This is a genomic window from Erwinia phyllosphaerae (assembly GCF_019132875.1).
Taxonomy (GTDB): domain Bacteria; phylum Pseudomonadota; class Gammaproteobacteria; order Enterobacterales; family Enterobacteriaceae; genus Erwinia; species Erwinia phyllosphaerae.
The window spans coordinates 334,123-359,652 of the sequence record NZ_JAHSPF010000002.1; the positions used below are offsets into that span (position 1 = coordinate 334,123).

The 25,530-nt window shown below is 54.5% G+C and carries 26 protein-coding genes; 11 read left to right on the plus strand and 15 right to left on the minus strand.

The window, feature by feature from the left end:
* Nucleotides 1-369: 369 nt before the first annotated feature.
* Both KUE00_RS04910 and yjbE read right to left on the minus strand, forming a co-directional pair.
* Nucleotides 370-570 (minus strand): hypothetical protein, encoded by a 201-nt coding sequence (locus KUE00_RS04910; RefSeq protein WP_246758451.1) that lies wholly within the window; start codon nt 568-570, stop codon nt 370-372.
* A 151-nt stretch (nt 571-721) separates the two neighbouring features.
* On the minus strand, nt 722-991 hold the full coding sequence (gene yjbE, locus KUE00_RS04915; protein ID WP_281434489.1) for an exopolysaccharide production protein YjbE: 270 nt from the start codon (nt 989-991) through the stop codon (nt 722-724).
* Nucleotides 992-1,574: 583 nt separating this feature from the next.
* On the opposite strand from yjbE, the gene KUE00_RS04920 reads away from it, so the two are divergent.
* Nucleotides 1,575-1,805, plus strand: coding sequence for a hypothetical protein (locus KUE00_RS04920; protein ID WP_246758452.1), 231 nt, complete (start codon nt 1,575-1,577; stop codon nt 1,803-1,805).
* 67 nt (nt 1,806-1,872) lie between these two features.
* Here the strand turns inward: KUE00_RS04920 and KUE00_RS04925 are convergent, their stop codons facing one another.
* Both KUE00_RS04925 and KUE00_RS04930 read right to left on the minus strand, forming a co-directional pair.
* Nucleotides 1,873-2,889 carry an acyltransferase gene (locus tag KUE00_RS04925; RefSeq protein ID WP_246758453.1) on the minus strand — a complete coding sequence of 339 codons (1,017 nt, stop codon included), beginning with the start codon at nt 2,887-2,889 and terminating at the stop codon, nt 1,873-1,875.
* A gap of 111 nt (nt 2,890-3,000) precedes the next feature.
* Nucleotides 3,001-3,228: a hypothetical protein gene (locus tag KUE00_RS04930; RefSeq protein ID WP_246758455.1), complete on the minus strand. Its 228-nt coding sequence runs from the start codon at nt 3,226-3,228 to the stop codon at nt 3,001-3,003.
* A 641-nt stretch (nt 3,229-3,869) separates the two neighbouring features.
* Here KUE00_RS04930 and KUE00_RS04935 point away from each other — a divergent pair.
* Complete coding sequence (locus KUE00_RS04935) at nt 3,870-4,064, plus strand: hypothetical protein (RefSeq protein WP_246758457.1); 195 nt, start codon at nt 3,870-3,872, stop codon at nt 4,062-4,064.
* Between the two features lie 92 nt (nt 4,065-4,156).
* Here the strand turns inward: KUE00_RS04935 and KUE00_RS04940 are convergent, their stop codons facing one another.
* The 7 genes from KUE00_RS04940 to KUE00_RS04970 all read right to left on the minus strand — a co-directional run bounded on the left by KUE00_RS04940 (nt 4,157) and on the right by KUE00_RS04970 (nt 11,641).
* Nucleotides 4,157-5,728, minus strand: a complete 1,572-nt coding sequence (locus tag KUE00_RS04940) for an ABC transporter substrate-binding protein (RefSeq protein ID WP_246758459.1) — start codon at nt 5,726-5,728, stop codon at nt 4,157-4,159.
* Between the two features lie 141 nt (nt 5,729-5,869).
* Nucleotides 5,870-6,532, minus strand: a complete 663-nt coding sequence (locus KUE00_RS04945) for an ABC transporter ATP-binding protein (RefSeq protein WP_246758674.1) — start codon at nt 6,530-6,532, stop codon at nt 5,870-5,872.
* Nucleotides 6,525-7,373 carry an ABC transporter ATP-binding protein gene (locus KUE00_RS04950; protein ID WP_246758461.1) on the minus strand — a complete coding sequence of 283 codons (849 nt, stop codon included), beginning with the start codon at nt 7,371-7,373 and terminating at the stop codon, nt 6,525-6,527. Before KUE00_RS04950 ends, KUE00_RS04945 begins: the two co-directional genes overlap by 8 nt.
* Nucleotides 7,363-8,223 (minus strand): ABC transporter permease, encoded by an 861-nt coding sequence (locus KUE00_RS04955; protein ID WP_246758462.1) that lies wholly within the window; start codon nt 8,221-8,223, stop codon nt 7,363-7,365. The genes KUE00_RS04950 and KUE00_RS04955 overlap by 11 nt, the downstream gene beginning before the upstream one ends.
* Entirely contained in the window at nt 8,220-9,272 is a 1,053-nt protein-coding gene (locus tag KUE00_RS04960) for an ABC transporter permease (RefSeq protein ID WP_246758463.1), read from the minus strand. The genes KUE00_RS04955 and KUE00_RS04960 overlap by 4 nt, the downstream gene beginning before the upstream one ends.
* Nucleotides 9,272-10,837 (minus strand): ABC transporter substrate-binding protein, encoded by a 1,566-nt coding sequence (locus KUE00_RS04965; RefSeq protein ID WP_246758464.1) that lies wholly within the window; start codon nt 10,835-10,837, stop codon nt 9,272-9,274. The genes KUE00_RS04960 and KUE00_RS04965 overlap by 1 nt, the downstream gene beginning before the upstream one ends.
* A gap of 138 nt (nt 10,838-10,975) precedes the next feature.
* Nucleotides 10,976-11,641, minus strand: coding sequence for a CPBP family intramembrane glutamic endopeptidase (locus tag KUE00_RS04970; RefSeq protein ID WP_246758465.1), 666 nt, complete (start codon nt 11,639-11,641; stop codon nt 10,976-10,978).
* 295 nt (nt 11,642-11,936) lie between these two features.
* Between KUE00_RS04970 and KUE00_RS04975 the strand changes: the two genes are divergently transcribed.
* Both KUE00_RS04975 and KUE00_RS04980 read left to right on the plus strand, forming a co-directional pair.
* Complete coding sequence (locus KUE00_RS04975) at nt 11,937-14,456, plus strand: bifunctional diguanylate cyclase/phosphodiesterase (protein ID WP_246758466.1); 2,520 nt, start codon at nt 11,937-11,939, stop codon at nt 14,454-14,456.
* Between the two features lie 276 nt (nt 14,457-14,732).
* Nucleotides 14,733-15,017 (plus strand): I78 family peptidase inhibitor, encoded by a 285-nt coding sequence (locus KUE00_RS04980; protein WP_246758467.1) that lies wholly within the window; start codon nt 14,733-14,735, stop codon nt 15,015-15,017.
* 7 nt (nt 15,018-15,024) lie between these two features.
* Here KUE00_RS04980 and KUE00_RS04985 read toward each other — a convergent pair whose 3' ends face one another.
* Together KUE00_RS04985 and KUE00_RS04990 are read right to left on the minus strand one after the other, a co-directional pair.
* Nucleotides 15,025-15,597 (minus strand): redoxin domain-containing protein, encoded by a 573-nt coding sequence (locus tag KUE00_RS04985; RefSeq protein ID WP_246758469.1) that lies wholly within the window; start codon nt 15,595-15,597, stop codon nt 15,025-15,027.
* Between the two features lie 381 nt (nt 15,598-15,978).
* Complete coding sequence (locus KUE00_RS04990) at nt 15,979-16,227, minus strand: biofilm development regulator YmgB/AriR family protein (RefSeq protein ID WP_246758471.1); 249 nt, start codon at nt 16,225-16,227, stop codon at nt 15,979-15,981.
* Between the two features lie 524 nt (nt 16,228-16,751).
* On the opposite strand from KUE00_RS04990, the gene cspE reads away from it, so the two are divergent.
* Nucleotides 16,752-16,964, plus strand: a complete 213-nt coding sequence (gene cspE, locus KUE00_RS04995) for a transcription antiterminator/RNA stability regulator CspE (RefSeq protein ID WP_125288360.1) — start codon at nt 16,752-16,754, stop codon at nt 16,962-16,964.
* 139 nt (nt 16,965-17,103) lie between these two features.
* Nucleotides 17,104-18,312, plus strand: a complete 1,209-nt coding sequence (locus KUE00_RS05000) for a multidrug efflux MFS transporter (protein ID WP_246758472.1) — start codon at nt 17,104-17,106, stop codon at nt 18,310-18,312.
* Here KUE00_RS05000 and KUE00_RS05005 read toward each other — a convergent pair.
* Nucleotides 18,258-21,356: a beta-galactosidase gene (locus KUE00_RS05005; RefSeq protein WP_246758473.1), complete on the minus strand. Its 3,099-nt coding sequence runs from the start codon at nt 21,354-21,356 to the stop codon at nt 18,258-18,260. The genes KUE00_RS05000 and KUE00_RS05005 overlap by 55 nt on opposite strands.
* A gap of 155 nt (nt 21,357-21,511) precedes the next feature.
* Here KUE00_RS05005 and KUE00_RS21825 point away from each other — a divergent pair, with 155 nt between their 5' ends.
* From KUE00_RS21825 to KUE00_RS05015, 3 genes are all read left to right on the plus strand, one after another.
* Nucleotides 21,512-21,634 (plus strand): hypothetical protein, encoded by a 123-nt coding sequence (locus KUE00_RS21825; protein ID WP_281434491.1) that lies wholly within the window; start codon nt 21,512-21,514, stop codon nt 21,632-21,634.
* Entirely contained in the window at nt 21,631-21,786 is a 156-nt protein-coding gene (locus KUE00_RS05010) for a hypothetical protein (protein ID WP_246758474.1), read from the plus strand. The genes KUE00_RS21825 and KUE00_RS05010 overlap by 4 nt, the downstream gene beginning before the upstream one ends.
* A 249-nt stretch (nt 21,787-22,035) precedes the next feature.
* Nucleotides 22,036-23,568 (plus strand): FAD-dependent oxidoreductase, encoded by a 1,533-nt coding sequence (locus KUE00_RS05015; protein WP_246758475.1) that lies wholly within the window; start codon nt 22,036-22,038, stop codon nt 23,566-23,568.
* A gap of 37 nt (nt 23,569-23,605) precedes the next feature.
* Here KUE00_RS05015 and proC read toward each other — a convergent pair whose 3' ends face one another.
* Nucleotides 23,606-24,415: a pyrroline-5-carboxylate reductase gene (gene proC / locus KUE00_RS05020; protein ID WP_246758675.1), complete on the minus strand. Its 810-nt coding sequence runs from the start codon at nt 24,413-24,415 to the stop codon at nt 23,606-23,608.
* A 102-nt stretch (nt 24,416-24,517) separates the two neighbouring features.
* Here proC and KUE00_RS05025 point away from each other — a divergent pair, with 102 nt between their 5' ends.
* Nucleotides 24,518-25,027, plus strand: coding sequence for a hypothetical protein (locus tag KUE00_RS05025; RefSeq protein WP_246758477.1), 510 nt, complete (start codon nt 24,518-24,520; stop codon nt 25,025-25,027).
* Nucleotides 25,028-25,035: 8 nt separating this feature from the next.
* A complete protein-coding gene (locus KUE00_RS05030; protein ID WP_246758479.1) occupies nt 25,036-25,479 on the plus strand; it encodes a DUF421 domain-containing protein in 444 nt (147 codons plus the stop codon).
* Nucleotides 25,480-25,530: the final 51 nt, after the last annotated feature.

Consider the following 25,530-nt stretch of genomic DNA (forward strand, 5'->3'; position numbering starts at 1 on the left):
CGAGTGGCCTGAGCGCACCGGGCCTGTCAATCCTGGCAAGTGGCCTGAGCGCACCGGGCCTGTCAATCCTGGCAAATGGCCTGAGCAAATCGGGCCTGTAAATCTTAGCGAATGGCCTGAGCAAACCGGGCCTGTCAATCCTGACAAGTGGCCTGAGCAAACCGGACCTGTAAATCCTGGCAAATGGCCTGAGCGCACCGGGCCTGTCATATCTGCCGCAACTGTCATAACTGCTAAAACCGCCGCAACCGCCAGCGAAAGGCACAGCCTGGCATCTTGCCTCAGAAAATAACCTTGCATTATTTGTGAATATAAATTGAATTCGCGCAGGCATCGATCGCTGGAAAACCAGGCGGGATAAACGATTGCTTAGTTAACCGATGTGGTTTCAGCGCCGTGATTACGGTAAACCTCGCCGCATAACAGCACCGCAGAAGGCCGCCGTTCGTGAATACGGTTAGCCATCTGCTGGCAGGCAGCTCGCGTGGGGAAAATATGGTCAGACACGGGCAGGGCGTCACAGGCATCATGACCGCAGGCGCTGACCAGTAAAACGAAGCCGATTAACATAGCCTCTCCATAGTGAATCCAAATCAGTCCCAAGTATAGGTGAAAAGCGAGGCGGCTGCGGGCAAAGCTGATCGGGGACGAAGATGATAACTGTCCCGAGGCGAGGGGGAACAGCCAGCCTGTTTACGGTCAACAAGCTGGCCTGCCGCGATTATGGTGCCATCGTCGCGGTAGTGGTGGTCGTGGTGGTGGTAGAGCCAGCACCGTTGCTGCCGTCACCGCCGCCACCGCCCATGGTGGCCAGAGCGATACCCAGCAGTGCGCCAACCGCGCCTACGCCGACGGCGTTAGAGTTGCCGCTGGACATGGTGGTCGCTTCGCTGCCGGCCGCAACGCCTGCTGCTGCGGGTGCTGGTGCGGCAAAAGCGCTGCTGCTGCCTGCCATCGTTAAAAACAGAACCAGTGCGGTGATTTTTTTCATTATATTTATCCTTGGGTGTAAACAGGTGTTGTTGCCGGAAAGCTTAGATTTAAATTTCGACATTGCAAATAGAGGCAAAAAGTAATTTTCAGCGCGTTTCCACTAACGCCCTCTGCAAACAGTTCCACCTTTTATTAAAGTAAACAGCGCTGGCCTGACCGATGCAGAAAATCCTTTTGCAGCCGGGCGGCAGGGAATAAAAGGAGAGCACTCAAATTTACAGAATTATCTTAATAAGGAGGGCGGCGACCGGCCAGGAAAAAATAGCAATGCTGGACATAAATAAGTGCCAGTAGAATCTATATTCTCAACCTCATTTTCAGAATAAACGATGACAAAAAATGTCGCCGGTTTCCCGCGCCAGGGCAGAAAATCCGGCGTAAAAGAAACACAGGTATGTATCAATGTGTTTTGTGGTTAGCAAATGTGACCAAAAAATGACGGTGGCAAGGGTCACCTCCTGATTTTACTCAGAAAAGCGAAATATAGCGGCAAGGTGCTCGCCGACAGAGAAAACAACTTTGAGATGGCAATCTTGCGAGGCTCTGCCAGACTTAAAGTTTACATCAAACAGGAGGAGAGAATGAGCACCGACTATCATATCCCTACGTCAAGTGATGAAGAAGTTTGCACCATAATTGGTAAAGCGGTGGTTGACCTGAGTATTACCGGGCAGCCTGTTAACAAAGCTACGCTGGCGCTCAAGCTATTAGCGATGGCGGATCAGGACGGCGATGAAGAGAGGATCCTGCTTTACTGGATTGCACGCAGAGCAATCAATCAGCCACACAGATTTGCTGCAGCAGCATACTGACAGCCCGTGGCGTTCCGGTGCCTTACCGGAAGAGCGGCCGCCTGGATGCGCGGCCGTTTTCGACTATTCAGGTAATGCGCCTCAGCCAGGGGATTAAGCGTAGCAGCCAGACAATCGCCGCAGAAACCAGAAAGCAGAGCAGGGCGATAAGCGGGATCGTCAGCGCAGAATAGTAGCTTTCAAATTCCATGTGCAGTAAACGCAGAACTGCTTCCAGCACCATCATGTGCACAAAGAAGATGCCGAGGCTCAGCCTGGACAATCCATGCACCACTCTGATAGCTCGCTTGCCGTACTGGAAAGGCGCATTCAGCAGCATAAAAAAGCCTGCCAGCGAAACGACAACCAGCGTCGGGGCAGAGTAGAACAGGAAAACCTCGTTTGGCGCAAATGTACTGATGGAAAGCGAATAGGTCATGACCGCCGTTAATACGGTAGAAAGAATAAAGATAACGCCCGAAATAACGACCTTAGGATTAATATTAAAACGTCTTGCCACCCCGCCTATAATATAAAACCCCGACAAATACACCACCATATCGATATTGCTGGCCACAGGAATAGCCTTGTGTTCCAGAAGGTTAGCCTTCACATTATCAAATAATACATAGACCGAAGCCAGCACAAACCAGACGGTAACCGTATAGTTAACGCGCTGCTGGCTGCCGTTTTGAATAAATGTATTAAGGAGCGGCGTGACCAGATAAAGCAAAATCATTGTATAAATAAACCACATGTGCGGGTAGGCGGGCTTGCTGAGCAGCTCCAGCAGGCTGACCGGCGTGGTATCGGCATTCACCTCTTTATTATAAATAATATAGATTATTGACCAGGCAATAAGGGGAATAACCAAATCCAGCACGCGCGTTTTTAACGTACTGAGCAATGATTCATTTTTATTTAAGGATACATAGCCAGCAATCAGTAGAAATAGCGGGAAAGCAATGCGGCCAAGCGCTTCATACATTACCGAAACGGACCAGGCAAGATGAAAATAGCTAAAAGGGATAGCGGCCGTATGCAGCAAAATAACCAAATATGTCGCCACCACCGTCAGCAGCTTAATATTAATTTTTTTCAACACTTAACTCCTTGTCAGGAAGCACAATCGGACGCAAGCAGTCAGACTATAGCCATTAGGCTAAAGGTAACATACTCCGTGCGGCAGACGTATCTCCGGACAGGAAAAAAGCGCTCAGGTACGATGGGTTATCGCTTCAATGGTGACCGTTGATGGACAGTTTTCGCCCGCTTTGACGATGCGATATTCCGCCTGGCCCTGATGAATATACATGCAGGCGCGTCCTGCAGACCCGCCATCCTGCTCCTGCGACAGGTTCAGCGTCACCTGTTTTGCCTGGGTAGCCGTCGACAGCGTCGCGGCAAAAAACACCGGTATTACCAGCGTAATAAATTTAGTCATAATAAAAAGCCAGAAGTTGATAAAAGGGCCGGCTCTGCTTTTAAGGGGCACTGCCAGTCATAAGCTATGAAGTTAGCGCTACGTTACGGCGGCCTGCAAGCCTCGCACAATAATATCGGAGGAAGCCTGGGGAGATCCGCTGGAATAGTCTTAAACTGGCTGGTCTTAACAAAATCGTGGGATTTACAGAGGAAAACCTCTGTTTTCAGGCAGTAAAATACGGGCTAGCTGAAGTTGAAGGCGCTATGTGGCTATTTTCAGTGCCAAAATAAGGTAAAGTATTGAGCGGAAAAATTAAATTTGCCTTAGGAGGGAAAAAATGTGGTCAGTAGAGAGGAAAAAATTGCCTCGGGAAGTGGGAAACCCTACTGCACTTCCTGAGGCTATGCAAATGCATAATACGTTACGGATTGAAATGTAGACGTTTTTGAGACGTTGTACAAGTTTAATTTGAAAGTTGTACAAAGTTTGCTAAGTGCATAATTATTCACTTTTCCCGCTGATTTTTTCTGCGCTGGATGGATGGTCACCGACAAGGTAAAAGAGGTAAAAGCAAAGCGAACCGGGCACGGTGAAAAACTTCCACCGAGAGTGGGGAAAGTTGTTAAAATTAGCCTTTACTCTTTTTCACGGAAGCCGCTATGTCATCTGAAATCGCTCACCCCTCCAGCAGCCCTAAACAGGCCGCGTTGCAACTGGTTATCGAACTGGTACGCGCAGGTAAACTCAGCCCGATGCAGGGCGACGCTTCAAACATGATCTCTATCTATGAGCAGTTTAAGGCGCATTTTGAGTCCGATAAGCATAAACACGCTTCTGACTCTGCTATCTCCTGAGGTGACAAACGGGCGGTTTACCGCCCGTTTGAGATTTAAAGCGCAGGCTCCGGGAGCAAGCGTCCTCTGTCAGACATCCCCCGTTACAAGGCTTAGCGTTTGCTGACGCTGTCATAATAAAGCATGCTCACGCCGATACTTTGCTGCGCACCCTGCACGTTATCGCGTAATCCCACCAGTTTTTGTCCCTGCAGCGTGACGACATAAGGCGAATCATGCTGAATCTGTTGCTGTAGCTGCTGATAAAGCGCGTTGCGCTTCTGTACGTTACTTTCGGCGGCAGCCGCCTTTGTTTCTTCGCTCAGTTTGGGGATAGCCCAGCCCAGCCGCCACGCCAGCGTTTTTGGCCCGCCCGGCACGTTATACGCAAAGGCGCTGGCGTTGGTATTGGGATCGATATAGTCCGCGCCCCAATAGATAAAGATCGACTGAAAATCACGCCCGCGCATTTTCCCCCACAGCTCGGCTTCCGCCACTGGCTGAATGGCAAGCTGAATATCCGCTTTGGCAAAGCTGGCCTGTAGCGCCTGCGCCACATCGGTATAAGGCGGCTGGTTAATGATTGTCAGCGAAAAGCGGGTGCCGGGCTTAATGCCGCCCTGCTGCAAAATCTGCTTTGCTTTAGCCAGGTCGTAATGGAAAGGTTTATCTTCCAGCACGCCATCAAAGCCCTGCGGCAGAAAACTTTGATGCACCTGGTACTGCCCTTTAAGCAGATCTTTAGAGATAGCGTCGTAATCTACCAGCCAGCGCGCGGCCTGCCAGAGCGCCGGATTGCCCAGCGCGGGCTGCTGTTTGTCCTGAGTATTAAAGCCAAGATAATAAACCAGGCTGGAAGGGAAGCTGGCAATCTTCACGCCGGGCTGGTTTTTCAGCGCGGCGAACTGATCGGCACCTAAGTCGTAGGCCACGTCGGCATCGCCCTGTTGCAGCAGCAGGCGACGCGAACCCGCATCGGCTACGCCTTTCAGGAGAATACGTTTTAGCTTAGGTAGCGGCACGGCATGGGTGTTTTCCTCCAGCACCAGCGCCTGCTGTGGAACGAAGTTACGAATGCTGTAAGCGCCGCCGCCTGCGGAGTGATCGCGCAGCCAGCCGTTACCGTAATCCTGATTACTGGCATGCTGCTGAGCAAGCTTGCTGTCGACAATGGAAGCGACCGGCGCGCTCAGCAGGCGCAGCGCCAGATCGCGGCCGATAGCGGCAGGCCAGCGGATTTCAACCTGGCTGTCGCTACGGCGAATCAGCTGCTGGCCAATATTTTCCGGCGTCCAGCCAAACTCCGCCAGGATAAAAGAGGGCGTTTTGTTCAGCTTAATGACGCGGCTTAATGACCAGATAACATCATCCGCCGTCACCGGGTTACCGCTGGCAAACGTGGCGCCGGGCCTGAGGGTAAAGATCAGGCTATGGTCATCGCTGCCGGGCTGCCAGGCGCTGGCCAGCTGCGGCACCAGCTTGCGTGAGTCGGTGCGATCGGCATCGACCAGTTTCTGATAGAGATTAACCAGGCTGCTGCTGCTGACCGTTTCAAAACTTTCGGCCGGATCAAAGCTAATAATACCATCCAGCGGGATTGCCACCACCAGCGTATCGGCTGGCGTGGCTGCGTAAGTCTGGGCAGCGTAAAGCGTGGCGAGAAGAGCAAAAGTGGTCTTGCGCATCGGCATGTCCTGAGTAGGGGGATAGCAGGACTATAGGGCGAAAGAAGCGGCAGGGAAATGCGAATTCCGGCAAGGGTTAGCTGTTTAAGATATTAGCCAGATCAATTGCTTATGGCCGATCTTAACGATCGGCCAGCGGGGTCAGGTAATATGGCCGCGCGCCATCCTGACCGCCCGATCGCACATGTGATCGATAACGTCCGGATCGTGGCTGACCAGCACCATCGTCAGGTTATCCTGCTGCTTAAGGTTGTTCAGCAGGTTAAGAATTTCGGCCTGTACCGACATGTCCAGCGCGGAGGTTGGTTCATCCAGCAACAGGATTTTGGGCTCCAGCAGCAGCGCTCGTACAATGGCCACGCGCTGACGTTGACCGCCGGAAAGCTGATGCGGATAGCGATCCGCCAGCGCGGGATCCAGGCCGACATGACGAAAACCTTGCTCAATTCGGTCATTGATATCCCGTACTTTCAGCAGCTTTAACGGTTCAGCCAGCGTACGACGCAGGCGGTGCCGTGGATGCAGCGAAGCATAAGGATCCTGGAAGACCATCTGTACATCGCGGCGCAGCTGTCCGGTAAAGGCTTTACCCGGTCTGGCCTGATGGCCGGCCAGCGTCATGCCGCCTTGCCATTCTGGATTCAGCCCGGCCATCACCCACAGCAGAGAAGATTTACCGCAGCCCGACGGCCCAACCAGGCCAAAGCATTCTCCGGCCTTAACCTGAAGCGTTACCTCATGCACCACGGTGCGCTTTTCATAGCCCTGGCGATGCGCCACGCTAAGGTTTTGCAGATCAATCATGTTCACGATGAGCCTCCAGCGCGGCGCGATCCAGCGTCGGTAAAGGTTTGCCCTGGGTTGCTTTACTCGGTCGGCATGACCATAGCGTACGGGTATAGGGATGGGTCGCCTGCGGCAGTTCAGCGGCGGGTAGCGTATCCAGAATATCGCCCTGATACATCACCATCACTCGTTCACAATGCTCAGAGACCTGCTGCAAATCGTGACTGATCAGCAGCAGTCCCATATTGCGCTCTTCTACCAGTCGACGTATCAGCGCCAGCACCTGATCGCGCATGGCGTGATCCAGTGCGGAGGTCGGTTCATCGGCAATCAGCAGTTGCGGATCGGCAATCAACGCAATGGCCAGCATGACGCGCTGCCCCATGCCGCCGGAAAGCTGATGGGGATAACGTTTCATCAGCTCGGCAGGCTGCGGCAGGCCAACCGCATTGAGCATATCGCAGACTTTTTCTTTGATTTCCGCACGGCTGAAGCGGGCGTGCAGCTTCAGCGGTTCCGCTACCTGCCAGCCGATAGTGCGCATCGGATTCAGCGCGTATTTAGGATCCTGCATCACCATTGCCAGCTTACTGCCGCGCAGCTGGCTCCAGCGGCGCTCATTTAGCATCAGCGCGTTTTCTCCCGCCACGCTGAGCGTACTGGCCTGCAAATGCAAAGCAGGGGAGAGCAGGCCCATCAGGCTACGGGCAGTCAGCGATTTGCCGGAACCCGATTCGCCCACCAGCGCCACGCGTTCGCGGCCCAGGCTGAAGCTGATGTTGTTGACCAGCGTCGCACCGGCTGGGCTGCTGATGGTCAGGTTTTTTGCTACCACAAGCGGGGAATGTTCAGTTAGCATTTCGGGTATCCAGTCGATCGCGCAGGCCGTCGCCCGTCAGGTTAAAAGCCAGGCTGGCAAACAGAATCGCCCCGCCAGGCGCGGCGGCAACCCACCACTGATCGAAGATGACCTTACTGCCTTCCGCCACCATCGAGCCCCACTCTGCCGTCGGCGGCTGCACGCCCATGCCCAAAAAGCCCAGGCCGGCCGCGGAAAGAATAATGCCGCCAAGGCTTAGCGCGGCACGCACCACGGCACTTGGCAGGCAAAGCGGCAGAATATGGCCAAACATCAGGCGCAGGCCGTTAATGCCCTGCATCTTTGCGGCGGCCAGGTAGTCGCTGCGGCGCAGCGCCAGCGTTTCGGCGCGCGCCTGGCGGGCAAACGGCGGCCAGCTGGTTAACGCCAGCGCCAGCGCGCCATTCATCAGGCCAGGACCCAGCATGGCCACCAGCGCCAGCGCGATCACCAGATTGGGCAGCGACAGAAAAATATCGGTTATGCGCATCAGCACGCGCTCGGTCCAGCCGCCCAGGTAACCCGCGCAGATGCCAACCAGCATACCAACAGGAATGGTTAGCAGCAGGATCAGCGACACCAGCAGCAGCGTAGGGCGCGAGCCGTAAATGACCCTGGAAAGCAAGTCGCGACCAAAGCCGTCGGTGCCCAGCCAGTGCGTGGCGGAAGGCGGGAGCAGGCGGGCCGATATAATCTGCGCGTTGGGGTCGAAAGGAGCCAGCAAGGGCGCAAACAGCGCCGCCAGCAGTAAAATGGCAACCAGCGTTCCGCCAATCGCCAGAGAGGTGACTCGCGGACGACGGCGTCGGCCTGTCGGCGCGATATCGAGGTCGGTAAGATTTTGCGTCATCGGGTTCTCGGATCGGTGAGATAAGTTAACGCATCCGCCAGCGCATTCAGCGTAATGAAACAGCCGCCAATCAGCAGCGTGGAGCCAAGGATAGCAGGCGTATCGGACGCAAACAGCGCGGTAGTCATGTAGCGGCCCACGCCCGGCCAGGCAAAGACCGTTTCGGTCAGAACTGACCCTTCCAGCAGCGAGGTATAAGAAAGTACCAGCACGGTAATCAGCGTGCCGCGCACGTTAGGAAAAACGTGCAGCAGCAAAATGCGGCCACGGCTGGCACCTTTGGCGCGCGCCAGCGTCACATATTCTTTGCTGCTCTCTTCCAGCAGCGCGGCGCGCAGCAGTCGGGTGATGGCCGCCATCGCCAGCAGACCCAGTACCACTACCGGTAGCCACAGGTGTGCAATGGTGTTGCGGAACATCTCTTTGTCGCCGGAAAGCCAGCTGTCGACCAGCATCAGTCCGGTTTTCGGCTCCAGCGTATAGATCCAGATATCGTCCAGACGACCCGGCCCGGCCGACCAGTGCAGCACGGCGTAAAACAGCAGCAGCCCCAGCAGCCCCAGCCAGAAAACCGGCACGGAATAGCCCAGCAGCGAAATCATCCGCGCAATGTTATCGACCACGCTACCCGGTTTCCATGCGGCCACCAGCGCCAGCAGAATGCCGAAAAATGCGCCGAAGATCATCGCGCAGGTCGCCAGTTCAAAAGTTGCCGGGAAGGTGCGCAGCAGATCGCTGGCTACCGGCGAGTTGGTCAGTCGGGAAATCCCTAAGTTACCGTGCGCCAGATGAACCAGATAGCGCCAGAACTGGACCGGCAGCGGCTGATCCAGCCCTAACTCGTGGCGAACCTGAACATAGGTCGATTCGCTGGCGTGATCGCCCGCAATCTGTAAAACAGGATCGACCGGCGACAGATGGGAAAGGATAAAGGTGAAAACCAGCAGGCCCAGCAGCGTCACCGCCAGCGAAAGCAGACCGGTAAGCAGACGGCCGCCGCGCAGCCAGAACAGCCGGGCGGACCCGGCTTCAGCGGTAAAACCCGCCATTACTTGCTGACCTGGCTGTAGTACACCATATCCGGGTTGATGCCCTGAATATAGCCCGTCAGGTTAGCGCGCAGCGCAATCAGGTTCCGCGCCTGCAGGCCCACCACGTACGGCGAATTCTTCTGCACTTCGCGCTGCATATTTTCATACAGCTTGATGCGTTTTTCCTTATCGCTTTCCGCCGTGGCCGCCAGCGTTTGCTTGTTCAGCTCTGGAATATGCCAGTTGGAGCGCCAGGCCAGCGTTTTGCTGCCGTCTTCCGGGTTGTAGGCGAAAGCGGAGGCGTTGGTATTCGGATCGAAGTAGTCGGCACCCCAGGCATTCAGCGTGGCCTGGTACTGGTGCGCTTTCACGGCGGTAGCCACTTCGGTACTGATGCCCGGAATCAGTTCAACCTTAACGCCGCCGCGGGCAAAGCTCGCCTGCAACGCCTGGGCAATATCCAGGTATGGCGGCTGGTTGCTGACGCTCAGCTTAAAGCTGACGTTTTGCAATCCGGCTTTCGCCAGAATCGCTTTCGCTTTTGCCGGATCGTACGTGTAAGGATTGTCGTTCAGCGCGCCTAAGAAGCCCTGCGGCAGGAAAGACTGATGTACCTGGAACTGACCTTTTAACAGGTCGTCGGCAATGCCTTTATAGTCAAACAAATAGCGGGACGCTTCCCAGAAGGCCGGGTTTTTCAGGGCCGGGCTGGCATCGATATTGAACTGCAGGTAATACAGCGAAGCCATTGGGATCGCCATCGGCTTGACGTCCGTTTTACCTTTTAGCGCCGCCATCTGATCGGCGCCTAAATTACGGGCGATATCCGCGTCGCCCTGTTCCAGCAGCAGACGACGGGCAGCCGGTTCCGGCACGTTTTTAATCAAAACGTTTTTCAATTTTGGTGCACCGGCCGGTGAGGTCGGGTTGGCGCTCAGCAGCAGCACTTCATGCGGGATATATTTGCGGATCTGATAAGGGCCGCTGCCGGCAGAGTGGGCGATCAGCCAGGAATTACCAAAGTCGTTCTTCTGCGCGTTGGCCATCGCGGATTTCTCATCCACGATAGAGGAGACCGGCGCGGCAAGCAGGCCCAGCACATAGGTCGGGCTAACGTCAGCCGTCCAGCTAATCTGCACGTGCTGGTCATCAATCTTTTTCAGGTGCGAATCAACGTTCTCTTTGGTCCAGCCCAGCTGGGTCAGAATAAAAGAGGGGTCGAGGTTAAGTTTAACCACGCGGCCTAATGAAAAAATAACGTCTTCCGGGCGAAGCGGATTGCCGGAAGAGAACTTCACGCCGTCGCGCAGGGCAAAGGTCAGGCTGCGGTTATCGCTGCCAGCCTGCCATGAGCTGGCCAGCGTAGGCTGTAAATCGACAGGGTTTTTCGGGTCTGGCTGAACCAGACGTTGATAAAGGTTGGTAAACGCCTGTACCGAGGTCAGCTCGAAGCCCTGAGCGGGATCGAAGCTGTTAGCATCATCGATAGACTGTGCAATAACCAGCGTATCCGGCGGCGTGGCGGCCTGCGCTGCAAAAGAACTGGCCAGCGCGACGGCGATGGCTGGAAGCAGAAGTTTCATGACGTTTCCTTACCCTGTTGTAATTTGTCGGCGAGTGTAGATTACCTGGATGCCGGATAAATAGTAGATTATCCGCTATCGATATGCGAAATAGTTATAAGCAAAACCTATAGGTTATAAAAACTCAACATTTCGCTATCAATGCACAAAGGTTATCCATAGCCAGGGCGCTACGCCAATAAAGTTATTGAGCATATGTAGCGTGACAGAAAGTTTCAGGCCGCCGTAAAACCGGGCAAAGCAAAGCAGTAAAGAGAGCGCCGCCAGTGCGAACAGCGTTTGCAGATGAGTATATTGCGTGTGCAGCGCGGCAAAAATAAAAGAGGTCAGCAGCGCACAGGCCAGCCGCTGTCCGGGCACGGCTATCAGTAAAGCCTGTAACAGAAAACCACGAAAAACAATCTCCTCCACGAGCGGAGCCAGCACCACCACCGCCAGCGAAAAGCCTGCCACGCGCCAGGCCGATACCTGTGTTTCACCCCCCAGCTGGCTGGCCGTCCAGCCTTCCTGCAGTAACCAAAAAGACTGGGAATAAATCAGACCAAGCAGTAGCAGGCTAAATATCAGCCAAGGGCGCAGGGAAAATGTTCCCCAGGCGATGCCGCAGCGCTGACGATAGCGGCAATAGAGCGGTACCAGCACGACCAGTTCCAGCAGGCAGAGCGCCGGCATCAGCATGCCGTGTGCGGTCAAAAAAGAACGCAGCGGCGGCGTGCCTACGACCATCGTAATGCTGTACCAGATCAGGCAAATGCCTGCACAGAGCAGGGCATCAGCAGCTTTGTCCGTGAGTTTATTCATCATTTTATTTCTGGCGGCGGAGTCGCGGATGGTAGCAAGCGTCATCCGCAGTGTCGAGACGATGGAATTACTCGCGACGGTATCTAAATTGTTCAGCTTCCAGGCCGATAGTGCTTTAACGATCGCGTCTGGAGGATAAATGGACCTGCGATTTTTTCAGATGCCAGTCAGGGTTTCACGAACAGGAAGTATTCGTCAGCCTGCAGGATAAGGTCCGAATTAAATGAATTTTTTTCCTATATTAAATCACCAGTTGCCCTACGGGCAGAAAACGACTTTTTTTACCCGAAGAATATTGATGGCGCTATCGCTTTTGCTCAGCGTCATGATGCTGCTTTCGATGATGATGGTTGTCGGCATTGCCTGGCGGCAGAACGAAGAGTCCGTTAAGCAAGAGAGCTTTCTGCTGCACAACGCCTGGAAGGATACGCGCCAGGATTTAATGACCAATATCCGGGATTACTCTTTCTGGGGCGAGGCCTGGAACCATCTGCATCTGAAAATGGACAAGGTCTGGGCTTTTGATCAGCAGAACCTGGGGCCGGGTTTATACAGCGAATATCATTATGAAGGCGTGTTTGTAGTAGATGGCCAGGGCCGCACTACCTATTCAGTCATTAACGGTAAGCTCAGTGATTTACCGCTGGAGAGCTGGCTGGGTATTTATGCCGCGCCGCTGATTGCCAAAGTAAGGCTGCTGGCGGCAGACGAAGGCGCTACTACGATGAATGCGATGATTGGCTCAACGCCCGCTATCGTGGCGGCGGCCCCCATTACTACGGGTAAAGTGCCTGGTCTGAAAACGCTGCCGGGGCCGCCTTCGGTCATGGTATTCGTTAGCCGCTTTACGCCGGAAAAACTGAAAATTTTTGGCGACAGCGTTGGGGTAGCCAATGCCCGTATTCCGGAAAGCTCGCAGGATGCTTTCATGACGCCTTTTATCCAGGAGCCCGTTGCGGATGCTATGCCCATTGTAATCCGTTGGGATTCAGATGAGCCGGGCCGGGAATTACTCTGGGTGCTGCTGCCGATGCTGCTGGCGGCCGCCATCGTGTTAGGGCTGGTGGCGCGCCGCGTCATTAATCACGCGATGCAAAATGCCCTGCTTTGTGACGAGCGGTTTTTGCAGCTGGTGCACAGCCAGCGCGAGCTGGCCGCCAGTGAAGCACGTTTCCGTGACGTGGCGGAAACGGCTTCGGACTGGATTTGGGAAACGGATGAAGCGGGCGTGATCAGCTATCTTTCCGGGCGCTTTGTGGCGGCTACGGGCTATGCGGTAGAAAAGCTGCTGGATAAATCTCTCGATCATCTTTTGCAACACGATACGCAGCCGGTTTCCTGCTGGCTTTTGCAGCTGCGACTGGAAGATTGTTACCGCCAGTCGCTACGCTGCTACGTGATTACCGCCAGCGGTGAAAAACGAATTTGTAGCCTGGTAGCCAACGCGGTGGCAGTTAATGGCCAGATCGTCGGCTATCGCGGTACCGTATCCGACGTAACGCAAGAGATTGAATCGCAGGCGCGTATTCACTATCTGTCGCAGCACGATACGTTGACCGGCTTACCCAATCGGCTCTATATGAGCGAGTTTTTATTAAGCCGGCTACAGGCGCATCCTACGGCGGATCGTCCGCTGGTCTTGATCAGTCTCGATCTCGATCATTTTAAACCGATCAACGATACGTGGGGCCATGCGGCGGGTGACAGCGTGTTGAATGAGGTGGCTCACCGGTTACGCAGCGTGCTTAAGGCGGGCGACCTGGTATCACGCCAGGGCGGCGACGAATTTATTATTATCGTGTCGGATCTGCATGGCGAACAGGAGATTGACGCCTGCTGCCAGGCGCTGCTGGATGAAATTTGTCGGCCTTTCCAGCTGGGCCAGCAGGATATTTTTATCGGGGCGAGTATGGGGATTGCGCTGGCGCCGGATGATGCCATCCAGGCCGACGAGCTATTGCGGCTGGCGGACATCGCGCTCTATAAATCGAAGCGTGAAGGGCGCAATCGCTGGACGTGGTACAGCGCAGAAATGGCGGAACAGCTAGTGCTGCGCCGGGAAATGGAGCGAAACCTGCGTAAAGCGATTGCCGGTAACGAGCTGCGTTTATTCTACCAGCCGCGCTACTGTCTGAATAAATCCCGGCTGGACGGTGCCGAAGCGCTAATTCGCTGGGAACATCCGACCAGCGGCCTGATTATGCCGGATAAGTTTATTGCGCTGGCGGAAGAAACCGGCCTGATCCTTGATATCAGCGACTGGGTGTTGCACAAAGCCTGTCAGGATGCGCTAAGCTGGCCGAAGTCGATGTACGTTTCAGTGAATATTTCGCCAATGGAGTTTCGCGATGGTAACCTGGCGGTACGGGTCGCTCAGGCTTTACAGGCCAGCGGCCTGGAAGCAAGTCGTCTGGAACTGGAAATAACGGAAAATATTACCCTGGAGAATCCGCAGAGCGCGCTTGAGGTCATGCAGGCGCTGAAATCGCTGGGCGTTAAGCTGACGGTAGATGACTTTGGTGCAGGCCATGCGTCGCTGGGCTATCTGAAAACGTTCCCGTTTGACGGGATGAAGATGGATCGTTCCTATATGAACGATTTTCCTCACTCCTCCCAGGCCATGTCCATTGTGGAAGGTATTATCGGGCTGGGGAAAGCTTTCTCGTTAACGGTGACGGCGGAAGGTATTGAAACGCGGGAACAGCTGCAGCAGTTACAGGCCATCGCCTGTCAGGAAGGGCAGGGCTACTATCTTGGACGACCTATGCCGCTGGAACGCTTTAACCGCTTGCTGGATGCGCCTGAACTTCCCTCCTGAAAACACCTTATCCACAACGTGAACAGCCCGCATAAAGCGGGCTGTTGTTTAGCGGACTTTTACCGCTATCAGCGTCATCATAGCTGCAAAAAGCACAAAAATTGCCAGTTCCATGATCTTCTCCATTGCTAAGATAATTCCTAAATTTTAGCGCTTTGCCTGCGTTTTATTTGAACAATATGTGCCGTTTACTGTTGCCGTTAGCGGGCGTTTTTCTTCGATTGCGCAGATCTGCTACCCTTGCGGCAAGATAAAAAAACGGATCGGGGAGAAATCATGCATTTAATGAAAAAGATGGCGTGCGTAGCCGTGCTGCTGGCGCTGGCCGGCTGTCAGTCTGCCGCGCATAAAAGCGCTAACGTAGATGATGAAGACCGCTGCGGTGCTGCGGATTATCAGCAATACGTGGGTAAACCGCTTTCGGCTATCAGCGATCTGCGCTTTGAACAGCCGGTACGTGCGATACCTTATAATTCAGCCGTAACAATGGACTTTAATCTTAACCGTCTGAACTTTTTAGGCGACAAGCAGGATAAGATTACCCGCGTGTACTGTGGCTAGCAGCCAGTTAATACCATTTCTTCACCCACCACAGGCGCAGCTGCATGCCCGTGGTGCTGGTCCAGCCGGTGGTGCTTTGCACCACCCGGCCTTTAGTCACGATCAGCAGCGTAGGCACAACGCTGATTCGCCACTGCGTTGCTATCTCGCCAGCAGGATCGTTAACCACCGGCATGGTTAAATGCTTGCCTCGCAGCAGACGGACAATCTGAATATCATTTCCTGAATGCTGTGCGATGGCCAGCACGTTATAACCGCTATCGCTCATCGCAATAAGGTTGCTGGTCGTATAGGTGCAGACGCTACAGCCGCTGGCCCAGAAATAAATAAGCAGAGGTTTTCTTGCGCTGAGTTCAGCAATGGTAAGCTTTCGGCCATCAATCGTATGCAGACTTTGCTGCGCAAACCCTTCAGGCGCTGTTGGCGCGCGAAAAAGATCGATTAACCACAGCAGCAGCGCTATCGACAGCAGCAGGAGAAAAAGGGTACGCAAGCCCTGGCTGACATTGTTGCGGGGGTAAAAACCAGAGGAAGAAAACCACGACGTTAGCTGCCTGCGCAGCGTTGAGCGTATTAGCATTTCCATTTACCTGAACAGACGCAGCGGATCCATCCGCTGCTGACAGGTTAAAGTGACAGGAGCATCATTTTAACCTTCTCTTGGTAAGACTCTTTCATGTTATGAAAGGTCTTGAACGTCACATTTCTGCAACAGCAAAGCGCTACCTTAGCTTACTACCAGCGGTGATGTTTTGATCTCACTACCGATATGCCCGCTCGCCGTATGCGGTTTAGTGCATTTTTCCTGAATTACCTGAATTGCCTGAATTGTCCGGGTTGCCTGAGTTGTCCGGGTTGCCTGAATTGTCCGGGTTGCCTGAATTGTCCGGGTTGCCAGAGTTGGCCGATTTGCCAGAGTTGGCCGAGTTGTCCCGGTGGGCTTGCCGGATAGTTAACCTGCTCAGGGCGCTTCTTCTTCAAGCAGCTGCTTCAATAAGCTGCGGTAACTTTGCAGGCGTACTTCGTCTGTCTCTCCCTCCAGCCTTGCAATGACGGTGGCGATTAAGGCGTTACTGGTGCCGCGCCTGCCGCTACGCATTAGCTCGGTCATAATAGCCGCTAACAGCTCGCTCTCTTTTGGCGCGCTGAATGCCGGACTGTTAAAGTAATCTGTAATAGCACGGCCTGCGCCGGGTGCGTGATATACCATGGTAAACCTCCAGCAAAGCGCTATCGCAGGCCGGGTAGCCTGACAATAAGATCGGAAACGGAACGGACAGACCTGATTTACCGAAAAGGCAAATCGCCACTTAGCCTGGAAAATAAACAGGCGGGGATTTTATTAGTCTGGATGGGCGTGGAAGAATGTCCAGCCGCCGCAAAAATATTTTTATCTTTAAACAGCGCAGGCGTACTGTCCCGGTGAAGAATTGCGCGGGCATAATCTTATTTCCTGTCGCACAACATAAAATTATTTCCTTTAAAATTAGCGGATTGACATTAAATTACCTTTTTTTGGTCTGCGGGGCTTGTGCTGCGACGCCGGTTATGAGTAAATGCACCGTCGGTTTTGAAACAGACAACGTATGCGAGCAATTTTAGTAAAGCAGTTTTCAGTTAAAGCGTTATCTCAGATATCTCTTCTTCCTGACTTCCTTCTTGAGTGCCTCATAAGTCCATGCTGTTGACAAACCCCGCGCCCTTTGTGGCTTAATACTTTTGAAGGAAAGACAAATGTCTAACAAAATGACTGGTTTAGTAAAATGGTTCAACGCTGAGAAAGGTTTCGGCTTTATCTCCCCAACTGACGGCAGCAAAGACGTGTTCGTACACTTCTCTGCAATCCAGAACCAGGGTTTCAAAACTCTGGAAGAAGGTCAGAAAGTTGAATTCTCTATCGAAAACGGCCAGAAAGGCCCTGCAGCTGCTAACGTAACTGCACTGTAATTCGAGAGAATCTTTCAGGCCGTTGTTCTGCAACGCGCTCTGAAGACCAAAAACCCGCCCTCTGGCGGGTTTTTTGCGTTTAAGCCCGGCCTTGTTACACTCACTGCTCGCACTCTCCTGCAAGGCGCATAAAAATAAGATGGAATCCTGGAAGGTTAACCTTATTTCGGTCTGGTTTGGCTGTCTGTTTACCGGGCTGGCTATCAGCCAGATTATCCCCTTTCTGCCGCTTTATGTGGAACAGCTGGGCGTTACCGATCCCGCTTCGCTGACGCTCTGGTCCGGGTTGATATTCAGTATCACTTTTATGGTTTCCGCCGTGGTTTCACCCATGTGGGGCAGCCTTGCCGATCGCAAAGGCCGTAAGCTGATGCTGCTGCGCGCCTCGCTGGGCATGGGCGTGGTAATTTTCCTCCAGGCTTTTGTCAGCAACGTCTGGCAGCTACTGCTGCTGCGTGCGCTGATGGGGCTGACCTCCGGCTATATTCCTAACGCAATGGCGCTGGTGGCCTCTCAGGTACCGCGCGATCGTAGCGGCTGGGCGCTGAGTATGGTATCAACCGCGCAGATATGCGGCGTCATCATGGGGCCGCTGCTGGGCGGCTTTCTGGCCGACTGGGTGGGGCTGCGCGCTGTTTTTCTGATTACCGCCTGCCTGCTGCTAACCAGCTTTTTGATCACGCTGTTTCTGATCAAAGAGACCGGACACCGTAAAATCAGCAAGGCGGAGAAGCTCAGCGGCAGCATGGTGTTTCGTTCGCTTAGCCATCCTGGTCTGATTATCAGCCTGTTTATTACCACGCTGGTTATCCAGCTTTGCAACGGCTCCATTAGCCCAATTTTGACGCTGTTTGTGCGGCAGCTGGAGCCGAACGTAGAAAATATTGCGTTTATCAGCGGCGTGGTTGCGGCGATCCCGGGCGTATCGGCGCTTTTTTCCGCGCCGCGCCTGGGCAAGCTGGGTGACAGAATTGGCGCTCAGCGCATTCTTTTTGCCGCGCTGACGCTGACCATCGTACTGTTTATCGCCATGTCCTGGGCCGGAAGCGCGCTACAGCTGGGGGCGCTGCGCTTTTTGCTGGGGTTTGCTGAAGGCGCGATGATGCCTGCGGTGCAAACCCTGCTGCTGCGCTATTCCAGCGAGCGCATAACGGGCCGTATTTTCGGCTACAACCAGTCGTTTATGTATCTGGGTAACGTGGTTGGCCCGCTAATTGGCTCAGGTGTTTCCGCCATTGGCGGCTTCCGTTGGGTCTTCGCCGCCACGGCGGTAGTGGTGCTGATCAATACCGTTCAGCTGGCGTTGGTCTGGCGTCGTAGAGATACCGGCGCAAAGGTGACAGCATAGCGATAGCGTTGGGCGGAGAGCAAAAACGCCGGGCTGACGCTCGGGCTCCATGAATCATCCCCGCCAATACCCATATGCCAGCCGTCAAGGTGCAGCCAGCAGCCTTCTTCCGCTTTAAGCAGGTGACGATGCGAGGTATCCCGCAGCTGCTCCAGGCCGAATCTGCCCAGCGAAAAACAGAAGTCGCCGCTGATATGCATCGCGCCCGCAGTCAGCTCTTTAGTGCCGCCGCGCAGGCCGTTTTCGCAGGGGAAAACGTACGGGGTATAAAGATCTTCCAGCGGTAGCGTCCAGCGGGAGAACTGCGCCGAGAGCTGCCGATCCGGATAGTTTTCATGGGGCCCAAGGCCAAGCCAGCTTACGGTTTCAGGGCGCTGATTCAGCTGGCAGCGCAGACCAATCCTCGCCGGTGAAGGCAAACCTGCCGCCACGCTGACCTCAACGTCCAGCGTCATTTCGCCCGCGCCGTTAATGCGGTAACGCTTACTGCTAAGGAATTTCAGCTCGTTCTGGGCGCGCCAGGCATGCAGCGTGGTCAGCTGTACGCCGTTGCTTAACGAATCACACTGCATTTCAAGCAGCTCGCTTTCCAGCTGGTTAAAACCGGCGCGCTGCCAGCGCTCAATCCACGCGTTGGGATCGACCTTTGTCACCTCGCTGATGCCAATATCGTTATCAATCGGTGCACGCACAAAGCTATCGCGTAGGGGGGAAAGCAGCTGCGGCTTTCCGTCAATATGCCACTGCACCAGCTCGCCGCTTTGCGGTGAAAAATGCCAGCTCTGCTGACCAAGCGTAACGGTAATTTCCGCAGTAGTCTGGTCTAACCGTGGCGCGGGCAAATCTGGCAGCGGCCGGGGAAGGGCAAGCTGTGCAGGCAATTGCCACTGATCCCACGCCACGCGATGGCTTTCGTCCGACCAGCTGGTAGCGCCCGGTTGTATAACGGCCACGTTTAGCCAAAGTTCACCGGCCAGCGCTGGCAGCTCGCCTAAATCCAGCGTCGCCGTCCCTTGCGGCACCAGCTTCAGCGGCAGTTCGCCACCGGTAATCTTTTGTCCGTTCTGTTCAATCTGCCAGTGTAGCTGCTCGTTATCCGTGGAGCGGAACAGGTATTCGCTGGTGACTTTTAGCCGCAATGGCGTACTGCTTTCCAGAGAGAACTGGAAGAACTGCTGGGCGCGCTGCGCTTCAAACAGCGCCGGATGCGGCGAACGATCGGCAAAAACCAGCCCGTTCATGCAAAACTGGCGGTCGTTTGGCTTATCGCCAAAGTCGCCGCCGTAGGCCTGCCAGGCGTTGCCCTGCTCATCATAGCGGGTCAGGCTTTGGTCAACCCAGTCCCAGACGAAACCGCCCTGAAGACGTGGGAACTGGCGAAACGCCTGCCAGTAGTCAGCAAACCCGCCCAGGCTGTTGCCCATCGCGTGCGCATACTCGCACAGGATCAGCGGCCGGTTTTCTTCCGCCAGGCCAATCCACTTTTTAATTGCCCATTTAGGAACGGCCTCAAAAGGCTGGTCCTGATCTACCCGGGCGTACATCGGGCAAATAATATCGGTAGCTGCCGTATCCGCGCCGCCACCTTCATACTGAACGGGCCGCGTGGGATCGCTGCTTTTTACCCAGCGGTACAGCGCATCGTGCGTGCTGCCGTGGCCCGACTCATTACCCAGCGACCAGATAATAATGCTGGGATGGTTCCTGTCGCGCTGCACCATTCTGGTCACGCGTTCGCTGAAGGCATGGAACCATTGCGGATCGTCAGACAGGCGATTCATCGGCTGCATGCCGTGCGTTTCGATATTGGCTTCGTCCACCACATACAGGCCGTAACGATCGCACAGGCGATACCAGAGCGGATGATTAGGGTAGTGCGAGCAGCGCACGGCGTTGAAGTTATGCTGTTTCAGGAGCCGGATATCGCGCAGCATCGTCGCTTCATCCATGACCTGGCCATTTTCCGGATGATGCTCGTGGCGGTTAGCGCCGCGGATCAGCAAAGGTTTGCCGTTGAGCTTCAGCAGCCCCCGGTCGATCTCTATTTTACGAAAGCCAACGTCAAAGGCTTCCACTTCCACCAGCCTGTCTTCGGCATCGAACAGCGCCACGGTAGCGCGATAGAGCGCTGGCGTTTCCGCACTCCACAACGCCGGGCGGTCAATATGCAGATTCAGGGTAACGCGATCCGGATAGCGTCCGCGCTCGTCAATGACCTGGCTCCCGAACGGCTGCCGAAGTTGTGCAATGCAGCTATCGCCCTGATACAGCGTGACTTCCGCCTGATAACCTTCCGCCGCCGTTTGCGAGCAGACGGCCAAAACCTGCAGGCGGGCACTGAGCAGTTCCGGGCTGAGATGCGTTGCAATCTGCACGTCCTGAAGATGCACGTCAGGCTTATGCAGCAGGCTTACGTCGCGGAAAATACCGCTCATGCGCCACATGTCCTGATCTTCCAGGTAGCTACCGTCGCTCCAGCGCAGCACCAGCACTGCCAGACGGTTTTCGCCCGCCTGCAGGGCGTGAGTCAGTTCAAATTCAGCGGGCAGGCGGCTGTCCTGTGAGTAGCCAATGAAGTGGCCGTTGCACCACAGGTAAAAGGCCGAACTGACGCCGTCAAACTGGATACGGATTTGCCCTGCTGCCAGCCACGCCTCGTCGCACTGAAAGGTTCGTGAATAACAGCCGGTTGGGTTATCCGCGGGCACGTACGGCGGATTAACCAGAAAAGGATACTGCACGTTGGTGTAAATGGGCGCGTCATAGCCCGCGAGCTGCCAGTTAGAGGGCACGGCCAGCGGACGCGCGTCGTCAAGATCCTGCAAGAGCCAGCTTTCCGGCACCTGTTCTGGTCGTGTGAAATAGCTAAAGTTCCAGCAGCCGTTCAGCCATTGCCTTTGCTGGCTGGGCAGATCTTCTTTTGCCGCCTGAAGCGAGCGCCAGCTGGAAAAAGGGGGATGCGCGGCCAGGCGATGGTGCTGCGTTACGCCAGGGTTTTCCCAGTCCCGATCACTGAGCCGTTGTTGCAGAGAGAGCGATCTCATGATTGATACCTCATTGTTTTTCTGCGCTCACACTGATTTGAAACGGCAAACCTGTAAAGCTGAATGCGTTCAAGTTGCGAGGCATCTCGCAGCAAATTATCTGCGCTTTTTCCGGAAAGCTGTCCTTTACTTAAGGTTATCTGCTGGTTTGTGCAATGAAAGCGTTAAGCGCGGTTACGCCGCGTAAAAACGGGCCCGAACAGGAGTTTTCTGCATTGTCGCCAGCAACAACGACGCTTACTATCAGCGCCATTGTTACCACGAGGAAAGAGCTATGAGTCGTTTGATTAAAGCAGTAAGTGTGGTTGCGCTGGTAACAGCACTCAGTGGATGTCTGTTCCCACCTCCGGGTGGCGGCGGCGGCGGTGGCGGCGGTGGTTGGGGCGGCGGCGGCGGTCCTCGCGGCGGCTTCTCACAAGGCCCTCACTGATAATGAGAAAACCGGAGAAAATGTCTCCGGTTTTTTTTGGCCGCAATTTACCGGGACGTCTTCTGCACGTTATCTTGTGGTGGCCATCATCCCGCCTGGCGTAATAATTTTTCCAGGAAAATAGTTTTATAAAACAGTTGGTTAATCGTTAATTCCCCTGCCTTTCCTTTCTTGTTATGGCCGTTCCCCCTGTAAATGCCAGGCTTATTAGTTCTGATAATGCATAAGATAAAAAGAAAGGAGCCTGTCGTGAGCTATCAAAATGCTATGGTTTTGCAGGATTTACCGCAGCTGACACCGGTGAGAGTACCGATTGGCGAGCAGGAGATTCTGCTTATTCGCGAAAAAGAAGAGGTGAAAGCCTACCAGGCGAAATGTCCTCACTCCGGCGCGCCGCTTGAACAAGGCGCGATCTATGATGGCTATCTGGTTTGTCCCTGGCATAAAGCCAACTTTGCTATCAGCGACGGTAGCCTTTGTGAGCCGCTGGCCTTAAGCGATCTGCAACGTTACCCGGTCAGAATTGAAAACGGCATGATCCAGGTAAGTCCGCAGGCGCTTCCTCCGCTTTATCGTTTTTCTGAAGAAGATGATGAACCGGTTTTCGTTATCTTAGGGACGGGGGCGGCAGGCGCGGCGGCGGCCTGGACGCTACGTCGGGAAGGGTTCAAAGGACGTCTGGTGCTGGTAGACCGGGAAGCTGAAGCCCCTTACGACCGCACCGTATTAACCAAGTTTGTGCCGTCCGGTAACATGGCGATTGAAGATGTTCCGCCTTTGCTGGATGAGGATTTCTGGCACTATGCCGAACGCAAACAGGGAGATGTGGAGCAGCTGGACAGCCGCGAACAGCTTTTGCGCTTCGCCGACGGCTCAACGCTGAAATATGACAAGCTGCTGATTGCCAGCGGTGGCATTCCACAGCGGCCCGATTTTAACGGCAAGGCGCTGTTTGGCGTGCACGTACTGCGCAGTCTTGAACAGGCGGCAACGCTGCTGCAGGAAGTGGATGAAACGAGCCAGCTGGTGATAGTGGGCAACAGTTTTATCGCTATGGAGCTGGCCTCTGCTTTACGTGCGCAAAACGTTAAGGTTCAGGTTATTGCGCGCGATCCGCTGCCGTTTAAAAAGCAGTTTGGTGAGCAGATCGCCACTTACTTTCGTGAACTGCACGAAGAGAAAGGCGTGGAGTTTATTGAGGGCGAAGTGGCAGAATTGCAGAACGATAACGGCAAAGTAAGCGGCGTGGTGCTGAAAAGCGGCACCGTTGTTCCTGCCGATGTTGTTCTGCTGGCAACGGGCGTCACGCCAGGCACCGGCTTTATTCACGATATCCCGCTTAACGATGACGGCAGCCTGACCAGCAATGAGTTTCTTGAAATTGCCAATAACGTCTGGAGCGCTGGCGACATTGCTAAATTCCCTGCCGCTTCTGGTTCAATGCGTATTGAGCACTGGCGCGTGGCGCAGCAGCAGGGCAGAGTCGCCGCCAAAAATATGCTCGGCAGAGGCGAGGCTTTCGATCGCGTTCCCTTTTTCTGGACGGCGCAGTTTGGTACGCGCTACGAATATCTGGGACATGCGCAGGAATGGGACGATTTCCAGCTGATTGGCTCGCTGAAGGAGAAAACCTTTGTGGCGCTGTATGGCCAGAAAGGCCAGCTTGCCGCCGTGACTTCGTGCGGAATGTACACCTTTACCGCCGAACTGGTGCGCAGAATGCAAAAACCGATGACCATGGCGGAGGCGGCGGCGCTGGCGCAAAAAGCCGTGCTGGGCTGACGACGTTGCGCCCCTCGCTGATGAGGGGCGCGCTATATCAGGCTTTGCTCATACGTTCTGACTTCGCCATACATTGCTGCATCGCTTCTATAATCGCCGCACGAAAGCCTTTTTCTTCCAGCACTTTTACCGCTTCGATAGTGGTGCCGCCCGGCGAGCAGACAATATCTTTTAGCTCGCCAGGATGCTTGCCGGTTTCCAGCACCATTTGCGCCGAGCCTTTTACCGCCTGTGCCGCAAACTGGTAAGCCTGGGCTCTTGGCATGCCGCCAAGCACGGCGGCGTCGGCCATCGCTTCGATAAACATAAACACGTAGGCCGGTGCGGAACCGCTGACGCCCACCACCGCGTGGATTTGATATTCCGGAACCAGCGCCGCTTTACCAAAGCCGTTGAAAATGGCCACGATCTCGTCCGCTTCTTCTTTGGTAACCAGAACGTTTGGCGTAACGGAGGTCATGCCTTCGTTAACCAGCGCAGGCGTGTTAGGCATAACGCGCACCAGTTTACGATCGTGACCCAGCGCCTGAGCCAGCGAGTCCAGCGTCACGCCAGCAGCGATAGAAACGACAAGGGTATCTTTGTTTAAACAGCCGGAGATCTCCTTCAGCACGCTGAGAATAACGTTGGGTTTGACCGCACCAAACAGAATATCCGCCTGCTTTGCTACCTCTTCCGCACTGTTGCCCGGCGTAATGCCGTACTCTTTATGCATCGCCTGGTTGGTCCCAGGTTTATGGTCATAAACCCAGATGTTCTCTGCTTTCACCTGGCCTGCGCGAACCAGCCCGCCAATGATGGCTTTAGACATATTGCCGCAGCCAATAAAACCAATCTTCTTCTCCATCTCGATACCTTTTTGCATTTTCATCGCTTCCAGCTTACGTCATTAAGCTGGTTAATTCAGCTTCGGCTACGCTTAAACAACAGCAGACGGCCCGAGGTGGCAGTGAAAAATAAAGATGAAGAGCGCAGCCGCCGCTATCCGGTGGTGGAACACATGCGCTGGCAAATTCTGGAGTGGAAAATACAGCGTATCGGCTACGCCTGCCTGTTTACCATCGTACTGCTTGGCGCGTGCGGTTTGTTTTCTAAGGGCGTATTAAGCGATACGGGAAAGGCTACTGACGATGGAAGCTTACAGGTTGAGTACGAGCGTTTTGGGCGGCTCGACAGCGATATGGCGATGACCATCAGGGTGAAGCCGCAGCAGGAACACTTTACGCTGAAGATCAGCGGGGAAGAGATGGATAATTTCCAGATCCAGTCGCTACAGCCGCAACCGCAACGGGCTAGCAGCAGCAAAAATGCGCTGGAACTGAGCTGGGATATGCCGCGCAGTCCTGCCGGTGCGACGGTCTGGATTGGCCTGCAGGCGCAAAATCCTGGCCGCTATCCGGTCACCGTTACGCTGGACCAGCAGGCCAGCGTGCATTTTACCCAGTGGATCTACCCTTAGGAGCAGATATGGAAACCGTTTTACGGGCTACCAGCATCTATTTTGTGTTGATGGTGGTGCTAAAAATTGCCGGACGCCGCACGCTGCTTGAAATGACCTCGTTTGATTTGATCCTGCTGCTGATTATCAGTGAAGCTACCCAGCAGGCGCTGTTGGGTAATGATTTCTCCGTAACGGGTGCTTCGCTGACGATTATTACGCTGATAGTGGTCGACATCCTGTTTGGCATGATGAAAGCACGCTTCCCACGTCTGGACCTGCTGATTAACGGCAGCGCGCTGATCCTGGTGGAGAATGGCAATTTACTGACGGAACGGGCGCAGCGGGCGGGCATTTCAAAAGACGATATTCTTAACTCCGCCCGCACCTCGGCAGGTCTGGAGCGCTTAGATCAAATCAAATTCGCCATTCTGGAGACCAATGGCAAAATCAGCATCATTCCCATGAAGTAACGCATTTTTAGCCCGCCCGCTGCATAAATAAGTATCCGGCGGTGCAGAAGG